7 protein-coding genes and 1 pseudogene are annotated in these 8,726 nt (G+C 63.7%); 7 read left to right on the forward strand and 1 reads right to left on the reverse strand.

All coding sequences use genetic code 11. The features are described 5' to 3' along the window. Nucleotides 1–199 precede the first annotated feature (199 nt). The 7 genes from hslV (at nt 200) to G1E_RS24105 (ending at nt 7,901) form a co-directional block, all read left to right on the forward strand. Entirely contained in the window at nt 200–730 is a 531-nt protein-coding gene (gene hslV / locus G1E_RS24075; RefSeq protein ID WP_009682353.1) for an ATP-dependent protease subunit HslV, read from the forward strand. Nucleotides 731–806: 76 nt separating this feature from the next. Then, complete coding sequence (gene hslU, locus G1E_RS24080) at nt 807–2,150, forward strand: ATP-dependent protease ATPase subunit HslU (protein ID WP_009682354.1); 1,344 nt, start codon at nt 807–809, stop codon at nt 2,148–2,150. A gap of 143 nt (nt 2,151–2,293) precedes the next feature. Continuing rightward, entirely contained in the window at nt 2,294–2,671 is a 378-nt protein-coding gene (locus G1E_RS24085; protein WP_009682355.1) for a gamma-butyrobetaine hydroxylase-like domain-containing protein, read from the forward strand. A gap of 267 nt (nt 2,672–2,938) precedes the next feature. Further along, entirely contained in the window at nt 2,939–4,618 is a 1,680-nt protein-coding gene (phaC, locus tag G1E_RS24090; protein ID WP_009682356.1) for a class II poly(R)-hydroxyalkanoic acid synthase, read from the forward strand. 62 nt (nt 4,619–4,680) lie between these two features. After that, a complete protein-coding gene (phaZ, locus tag G1E_RS24095) occupies nt 4,681–5,532 on the forward strand; it encodes a poly(3-hydroxyalkanoate) depolymerase (RefSeq protein WP_029886363.1) in 852 nt (283 codons plus the stop codon). A 58-nt stretch (nt 5,533–5,590) separates the two neighbouring features. Further along, a complete protein-coding gene (phaC, locus tag G1E_RS24100; protein ID WP_009682359.1) occupies nt 5,591–7,273 on the forward strand; it encodes a class II poly(R)-hydroxyalkanoic acid synthase in 1,683 nt (560 codons plus the stop codon). A 13-nt stretch (nt 7,274–7,286) separates the two neighbouring features. After that, nucleotides 7,287–7,901 (forward strand): TetR/AcrR family transcriptional regulator, encoded by a 615-nt coding sequence (locus tag G1E_RS24105; RefSeq protein ID WP_047150172.1) that lies wholly within the window; start codon nt 7,287–7,289, stop codon nt 7,899–7,901. Between the two features lie 111 nt (nt 7,902–8,012). On the opposite strand, the pseudogene G1E_RS24110 reads toward G1E_RS24105, so the two are convergent. After that, a pseudogene (locus G1E_RS24110) lies at nt 8,013–8,726 on the reverse strand (phasin family protein); the annotation flags it as partial.

Raw genomic sequence — 8,726 nt, forward strand, 5'->3', positions numbered from 1 at the left:
AACAAATGGGGCGCACCTCAGGGTTACCACATGCTTCGAGATTGTGGTGATCCTGTGGGAGCGGGCATGCCCGCGAATGCCCTCACACCGCGCCCCCGGCCTGGCGCGACCATTCATCCCCCACGGTTGAAATCCTTCCCCCCACCCCCATATGAGTCTGCATCAGGCACTTTCGCCCCGCTGCGTGGAGACTCTCCCCTTGACCACCATCGTTTCTGTCCGCCGTAACGGCAAAGTCGTCATGGGCGGCGACGGCCAGGTATCCCTCGGCAACACGGTAATGAAAGGCAACGCCAAGAAAGTGCGCCGCCTGTACCACGGCCAGGTCATCGCCGGCTTCGCCGGTGCCACCGCCGACGCATTCACCCTGTTCGAGCGCTTTGAAGGGCAGCTGGAGAAACACCAGGGCCACCTGATCCGTGCCGCCGTCGAGCTGGCCAAGGAATGGCGTACCGACCGTTCCCTGAGCCGCCTGGAAGCCATGCTGGCCGTGGCCAACAAGGATGCCTCGCTGATCATCACCGGCAACGGCGACGTGGTCGAACCCGAAGATGGCCTGATCGCCATGGGTTCCGGTGGTGCCTACGCCCAGGCTGCCGCCCGCGCACTGCTGAACAAGACCGACCTCTCGGCCCGTGAAATCGCCGAGACCGCCCTGAACATCGCCGGCGACATCTGCGTGTTCACCAACCATAACCTGACCATCGAGGAGCAGGACCTGGCCGACTGACTCAGCTGTTCTGGCGCCCCATCCCGGTGATGGGGCTTTTCCACGCTGACTCATCTGCCCAAGGACCCAATTGATCATGTCCATGACCCCCCGCGAGATCGTCCACGAACTCAACCGCCACATCATCGGCCAGGACGACGCCAAGCGCGCCGTGGCCATTGCCCTGCGCAACCGCTGGCGGCGGATGCAGCTGCCGGCTGAGCTGCGCGCCGAAGTGACGCCGAAGAACATCCTGATGATCGGCCCGACCGGTGTCGGCAAGACCGAAATCGCCCGCCGCCTGGCCAAGCTGGCCAACGCCCCGTTCCTCAAGGTCGAAGCCACCAAGTTCACCGAAGTCGGCTACGTCGGCCGTGACGTCGAGTCGATCATCCGCGACTTGGCCGATGCCGCACTGAAGATGCTGCGCGAGCAGGAGATCATCCGCGTGCGCCACCGCGCCGAAGACGCCGCCGAAGACCGTATCCTCGATGCCCTGCTGCCGCAGGCGAGGGTGACCAGCTTCAACGAGGAAGCCGCGCAGACCAGTAGCGACTCCAACACCCGCCAGCTGTTCCGCAAGCGCCTGCGCGAAGGCCAGCTGGATGACAAGGAAATCGAGATCGAAGTCGCCGATGCCGTAGGTGTCGAAATTGCCGCGCCGCCCGGCATGGAAGAAATGACCAACCAGCTGCAAAGTCTGTTCGCCAACATGGGCAAGGGCAAGCGCAAGGCGCGCAAGCTGAAGGTCAAAGAAGCGCTGAAGATGGTCCGCGATGAAGAAGCGGGCCGCCTGGTCAACGAGGAAGAGCTCAAGGCCAAGGCCCTGGAGGCGGTCGAGCAGCACGGTATCGTGTTCATCGACGAAATCGACAAGGTCGCCAAGCGCGGTAATGTCGGCGGTGCCGATGTGTCCCGTGAAGGCGTGCAGCGCGACCTGCTGCCGCTGATCGAAGGCTGCACCGTCAACACCAAGCTGGGTATGGTCAAGACCGACCACATCCTGTTCATTGCCTCGGGCGCGTTCCACCTGAGCAAGCCCAGCGACCTGGTACCCGAGCTGCAAGGCCGCCTGCCGATCCGTGTAGAGCTCAAGGCACTGACCCCGGAAGACTTCGAGCGTATTTTGCGCGAGCCGCACGCTTCGCTGACCGAGCAGTACCAGGCGCTGCTGAAAACCGAAGGCCTGAACATCGAGTTCGTCGCCGACGGCATCAAGCGCCTGGCCGAAATTGCCTATCAGGTCAACGAGAAAACCGAGAACATCGGTGCCCGTCGCCTGCATACCCTGCTGGAGCGCCTGCTTGAAGAGGTGTCGTTCAGTGCCGGTGACCTGGCCAGCGCCCATGACGAAACGCCGATCCAGATCGACGCGGCCTATGTGAACAGCCACCTGGGTGAGCTGGCGCAGAACGAAGACCTGTCGCGTTACATCCTGTAAGCGGCAAGCTGCAAGCGACGAGCTGTTCGACGTCGCTTGCAGCACCGCAAAACATGGCCGTTACATGTCTTGGCCATCTCCTCTTGCAGCTTGAGGCTCGAAGCTTGAAGCTTGACTCTTGTCGCCAAGAAGAGAGTCAGCCCATGGCCCGCATGCCCACCGCCATCAACCTGCACAAAGCCTCGAAAACCCTCAGCCTTACCTATGCGCCCGGTGAGGTCTACACCCTGCCCGCCGAGTTCCTGCGCGTGCACTCCCCCTCCGCCGAGGTCCAGGGCCACGGCAACCCCATTCTGCAAGTCGGCAAGCTCAACGTCGGCCTCAGCGGCATCGAGCCAGCCGGCCAATATGCACTGAAACTGACCTTCGACGACGGCCATGACAGCGGCCTGTTCACCTGGGAATACCTGGAACAGCTGTGCCTGCGCCAAAACGAGCTGTGGGCCGAATACCTCGACGAGCTGCACAAGGCCGGCAAGTCCCGCGACCCGGCTGAGTCGGTCGTCAAATTCATGCTCTAGCGCAAGGGCTGCAAGGTTTAGAGCGCATTTTCTAGATCCATCTGTTTGAGTGGCTGACAGACGGCCCAGTGACGGGCTGTCTTGCGCATTACATGAAAGTCGGGTAACCAATGTGAGTGGCAAGTTCCCTGCATCACGCTGCAGGTATACAGAACCCCGCAGCACCGCTGTTCCTTATCACTGGTCACCCGAGTAGCAGTACCGGGCTCAGGGCTGTGCCCCCGTCACAGCAACCGGTACTCGTCTCAGGACAACGGAGCGTCGTAGATGAGTAACAAGAACAACGATGAGCTGCAGCGGCAGGCCTCGGAAAACACCCTGGGGCTGAACCCGATCATCGGCATTCGCCGCAAAGACCTGTTGAGTTCGGCACGCACCGTATTGCGCCAGGCCGTGCGCCAACCGCTGCACAGCGCAAAGCATGTGGCCCATTTTGGCCTGGAACTGAAAAACGTCCTGCTGGGCAAATCCAGCCTGGCCCCGGGTAGCGACGACCGACGCTTCAACGACCCGGCCTGGAGCAGCAACCCGCTGTACCGCCGCTACCTGCAGACGTATCTGGCCTGGCGCAACGAACTGCAGGACTGGATCGGCAGCAGTGACCTGTCACCTCAGGACATCAGCCGCGGCCAGTTCGTCATCAACCTGATGACCGAAGCCATGGCGCCGACCAACACCTTGTCCAACCCGGCGGCGGTCAAGCGCTTCTTCGAGACCGGTGGCAAGAGCCTGCTCGACGGCTTGTCCAACCTGGCCAAGGACATGGTCAACAACGGCGGCATGCCTAGCCAGGTGAACATGGACGCCTTCGAGGTGGGCAAGAACCTGGGCACCAGCGAAGGCGCGGTGGTGTACCGCAATGATGTGCTGGAACTGATCCAGTACAGCCCGATCACCGAACAGGTGCACGCCCGGCCACTGCTGGTGGTGCCGCCGCAGATCAACAAGTTCTACGTATTCGACCTGAGCCCGGAAAAGAGCCTGGCTCGTTTTTGCCTGCGCTCGCAGCAGCAAACCTTCATCATCAGCTGGCGCAACCCGACCAAGGCCCAGCGTGAATGGGGCTTGTCCACCTACATCGACGCACTCAAGGAAGCCGTCGACGCCGTATTGGCGATTACCGGCAGCAAGGACCTGAACATGCTCGGTGCCTGCTCTGGCGGCATCACCTGCACGGCACTGGTAGGGCACTACGCAGCCCTCGGCGAGCACAAGATCAATGCCCTGACCCTGCTGGTCAGCGTGCTGGACACTACGATGGATACCCAGGTGGCGCTGTTCGTCGACGAGCAGACCCTGGAAGCCGCCAAGCGCCACTCCTACCAGGCCGGTGTGCTGGAAGGCAGCGAGATGGCCAAGGTGTTCGCCTGGATGCGCCCCAACGACCTGATCTGGAACTACTGGGTGAACAACTACCTGCTCGGCAACGAGCCGCCGGTGTTCGACATCCTGTTCTGGAACAACGACACCACGCGCCTGCCCGCCGCCTTCCATGGCGACCTGATCGAAATGTTCAAGACCAACCCGCTGACGCGCCCCAACGCCCTGGAAGTGTGCGGCACCCCCATCGACCTGAAAAACGTGCAGTGCGACATTTTCAGCGTGGCGGGTACCGCTGACCACATTACCCCGTGGCAGTCGTGCTACCGCTCGGCCCACCTGTTCGGGGGCAAGATCGAGTTCGTGCTGTCCAACAGCGGGCATATCCAGAGCATTCTCAACCCGCCGGGCAACCCCAAGGCACGCTTCATGACCGGTGACGACCGCCCGGGTGATCCGCTTGCCTGGCAGGAAAATGCCACCAAGCATGCCGACTCCTGGTGGCTGCACTGGCAAGGCTGGCTGGCCGAGCGCGCAGGCGAACTGAAAAAAGCGCCGACCCGCCTGGGCAACCGTGCCTATGCTGCGGGCGAGGCGGCCCCAGGCACCTACGTTCACGAGCGTTGAGTGGCAGCGCCGTGGCGGCCCTCAGGGCGCCACGGTGTTCATTTCACCCAAGAGTCACGCGCATGACGCAACCGTATATCTTCCGGACCGTCGAGCTGGACAACCAGTCCATCCGCACCGCCGTCCGCCCCGGCAAGCCGCACTTGACGCCGCTGCTGATCTTCAATGGCATCGGCGCCAACCTGGAGCTGGTATTCCCGTTCATCGAAGCACTGGACCCGGACCTGGAAGTGATCGCTTTCGACGTACCCGGTGTCGGCGGCTCGTCCACCCCGCGCCACCCGTATCGCTTCCCCGGGCTGGCCAAGCTGACGGCACGGATGCTCGATTACCTCGATTACGGCCAGGTCAATGTGATTGGGGTGTCCTGGGGCGGCGCCCTGGCCCAGCAGTTCGCCCACGACTACCCCGAACGCTGCAGGAAGCTGATACTCGCCGCCACTGCCGCCGGTGCCGTGATGGTACCCGGCAAGCCCAAGGTGCTGTGGATGATGGCCAGCCCCAGGCGCTATGTGCAGCCGTCCCATGTCTTGCGCATTGCCCCGCTGATCTACGGCGGCGGTTTTCGCCGGGACCCAGAGCTGGCCATGCACCACGCAGCCAAGGTGCGCTCCGGCGGCAAGATGGGCTACTACTGGCAGCTGTTCGCCGGCCTGGGCTGGACCAGCATTCACTGGCTGCACAAGATCCAGCAGCCGACCCTGGTACTGGCGGGCGACGACGACCCGCTGATCCCGCTGGTTAACATGCGCCTGCTGGCCTGGCGGATTCCCAACGCCGAGCTACATATTATCGACGACGGCCATTTGTTCCTGATTACCCGAGCCGAGGCTGTCGCGCCAATCATCATGAAGTTCCTGCAGCAAGAACGTCAGCGCGCCGTGATGCACCCGCGCCCGGCCTCGGGAGGGTAAGCGCCAGCACCGCGAAAGGGGCTAAAACGCGCAATGGGTCAGACAAGGGAGTGTTGCCATGACAGACAAACCGGCCAAAGGATCGCAAACGCTCCCTGCCGGCAGAATGACCGTGCAGCATGCCATGCTCGGCCTGCGCGGCCGCGACCTGCTGGCCACGCTACGCAATGTCGGCCGCCACGGGCTGCGCCACCCGTTGCATACCGCCCATCACCTGCTGGCCCTTGGCGGGCAACTGGGGCGGGTGATGCTGGGCGATTCACCGCTTCAACCCAACCCGCGTGACAACCGGTTCAGCGACCCTGCATGGAGCCTGAACCCGTTCTACCGCCGAGGCCTGCAAGCCTACCTGGCCTGGCAGCAGCAGACCCGCCAGTGGATCGACGAAAGCCAGCTGCATGACGATGACCGGGCCCGCGCCCACGTTCTGTTCAACCTGCTCAACGATGCGCTGGCCCCCAGCAACTCGCTGCTCAACCCGCTGGCCGTGAAGGAACTGTTCAACACCGGTGGCCAGAGCCTGGTGCGCGGCCTGGCCCACCTGCTCGAAGACCTGCGCCACAACGATGGCCTGCCGCGCCAGGTCGATGAGCGGGCCTTCGACGTGGGCCGCAACCTGGCCGCCACCCCTGGGGCCGTGGTATTTCGCAACGAGCTGCTGGAGCTGATCCAGTACCGGCCGATGAGTGAAAAACAGCACAGCCGCCCGCTGTTGGTGGTGCCGCCGCAGATCAACAAGTTCTATATCTTCGACCTGAGCACGAACAACAGCTTCGTCCAGTACATGCTCAAGAACAACTTGCAGGTGTTCATGGTCAGCTGGCGCAACCCAGACCCGCGCCACCGTGAATGGGGCCTGTCCAGCTACGTGCAGGCGCTGGAAGAAGCCCTGGATGCCTGCCGCCGCATCAGCGGCAACCGCGACCCCAACCTCATGGGCGCTTGCGCCGGCGGCCTGACCATGGCCGCCTTGCAAGGCCACCTGCAAGCCAGGAACCAGTTGCGCCGGGTGCGCAGTGCCACCTACCTGGTCAGCCTGCTGGACAGCAAGTTCGACAGCCCGGCCAGCCTGTTCGCCGACGAGCAGACCCTGCAGGCAGCCAAACGCCGCTCTCACCAGCGCGGCGTGCTGGACGGCGCCGAAGTGGCGCGGGTGTTTGCCTGGATGCGCCCCAACGACCTGATCTGGAACTACTGGGTCAACAACTACCTGCTCGGCAAGACACCGCCTGCGTTCGACATTCTCTACTGGAACGCCGACAGCACGCGCCTGCCTGCCGCATTGCATGGCGACCTGCTGGATTTCTTCAAGCTCAACCCGTTGACCTACCCGGCCGGGCTGGAGGTCTGCGGCACGCCAATCGACCTGCAACAGGTCAGCGTGGACAGTTTTACCGTTGCCGGCAGCAACGACCACATCACCCCTTGGGACGCGGTGTACCGGTCGGCCTTGCTGCTGGGCGGTGAGCGCCGCTTCGTGCTGGCCAACAGCGGGCATATCCAGAGCATCATCAACCCGCCAGGCAACCCCAAGGCCTATTACCTGACCAACCCCAGCCTGAGCAGTGACCCGCGCGCCTGGTTCCACGAGGCTACGCGCAGCGAGGGTAGCTGGTGGCCGTTGTGGCTGGCGTGGATCACCCAGCGCTCCGGGCCGCTCAAGGCGCCACGCAACGACCTGGGCAACGCCACCCACCCGCCCTTGGCCCCTGCGCCCGGCACCTATGTGCTGACCCGATGAGCAGACCGACCGGATGAAAACCCGCGATCGTATCCTTGAGTGCGCCCTGCAGCTGTTCAACCAGCAGGGCGAGCCGAACGTATCGACCCTGGAGATTGCCAACGAGCTGGGTATCAGCCCGGGCAACCTCTACTACCACTTCCACGGCAAGGAGCCCCTGGTACTGGGGTTGTTCGAGCGCTTCGAAGAAGCGCTGATGCCGCTGCTGGACCCGCCGCTGGAAGTGCGCCTGGATGCCGAGGACTACTGGCTGTTCCTGCACCTGATCGTCGAGCACATGGCGCAGTACCGGTTTCTGTTCCAGGACCTGTCGAACCTGACCGGGCGCCTGCCCAAGCTGGCCCGCGGCATGCGCAGCCTGATCAACGCCCTGAAGCGCACGCTGGCGGCACTGCTGGCCAGCCTCAAGGGCCAGGGCCTGGTACAGAGTGACACCCAGGCCTTGGGGCAACTGGTGGAACAGATCACCCTGACGCTGCTGTTCTCGCTGGATTACCAGCGGGTGCTGGGGCGCGCAGGGGATGTGGGAATCGTGGTGTACCAGGTGATGATGCTGGTGGCGCCGCACCTGCAGGCTCAGGCCCGGGGGGCAGCCGAGCAGTTGGCGATGAAGTATCTGGAGGACTAGCCCTGCAGGGGCTGTGCTGCCGCCGCCAACGCATTCGCGGGTGAACCCGCGCCTACAAGGTTGTGCTGAACCTGTAGGCGCGGGGCCACCCGCGAAGAGGGCGTTGCGGTATCAGATCAGGGTACCGGTCCCGTTGGCCGCCGACGGCGTGTTGCTGGCCGGGGCTGCAGCCGGGGCCGGGGCGTCGGTTGCGGCAGGTGCGGCGCTGGCCGCCGGCTTGGCCGGTGCTTTCTTCGCTGCAGGCTTCCTGGCTGCTGCCGGTTAGGCTGCTGCCGGCTTTGCCGCAGGCTTGGCGGCGGGTTTCGCTGCTGCCGCCTTGCTTGCAGGTTTGGCAGCCGCAGGTTTTGCCGCGGCCGCCTTGGCTGCAGGTTTCGCCGCAGCGGTTTTGGCTGCGGGTTTGGCCGCTGCCGCCTTGGCCAGTGGCTTGGCTGCCGCCTTGCTGGCTGCCGGCTTGGCTGCGGCCCCACGCGACGAAACCGGCGCCACCGAGGCACCGGTCAGCTTCTCGATCTGCTTGGTCAGGCTGTCTACCTGTTGGTGCAGGGCCTTGATTTCGTTGCGGCTCGGTACACCCAGGCGCGAGATGGCGCTGTTCAGGCGTTTATCGAAAGCCTCTTCGAGTTCGCTCCACTTGCCCAGCGCCCGGTCCTTCACGCCGGACACCCGCGAAGTGGTCGAAGACTTGGCGCTTTCGGCCACATCTTCGGCGCTCTTCTTGGCCTGCTTTTCGGCCTTCTCGCCATCTTTCACCAGCGAGTCGAAAAGCTTGGGGCCGTCCTGGTCGATCTTCGAATAGATACCCAGCCCCGCCAGCCAGATCTTGCG

Origin of the sequence: Pseudomonas sp. TJI-51 (assembly GCF_000190455.2) — a bacterium.
In the GTDB taxonomy this organism is placed as follows: domain Bacteria; phylum Pseudomonadota; class Gammaproteobacteria; order Pseudomonadales; family Pseudomonadaceae; genus Aquipseudomonas; species Aquipseudomonas juntendi.

Bases quoted from the DNA above. Each gene is read 5' to 3' on its own strand.
- phaC (WP_009682356.1), top strand. From the start codon at position 2,939: ATGAGTAACAAGAACAACGATGAGCTGCAGCGGCAGGCCTCGGAAAAC.
- phaZ (WP_029886363.1), top strand. From the start codon at position 4,681: ATGACGCAACCGTATATCTTCCGGACCGTCGAGCTGGACAACCAGTCC.
- G1E_RS24085 (WP_009682355.1), top strand. From the start codon at position 2,294: ATGGCCCGCATGCCCACCGCCATCAACCTGCACAAAGCCTCGAAAACC.
- G1E_RS24105 (WP_047150172.1), top strand. From the start codon at position 7,287: ATGAAAACCCGCGATCGTATCCTTGAGTGCGCCCTGCAGCTGTTCAAC.
- hslU (WP_009682354.1), top strand. From the start codon at position 807: ATGTCCATGACCCCCCGCGAGATCGTCCACGAACTCAACCGCCACATC.
- phaC (WP_009682359.1), top strand. From the start codon at position 5,591: ATGACAGACAAACCGGCCAAAGGATCGCAAACGCTCCCTGCCGGCAGA.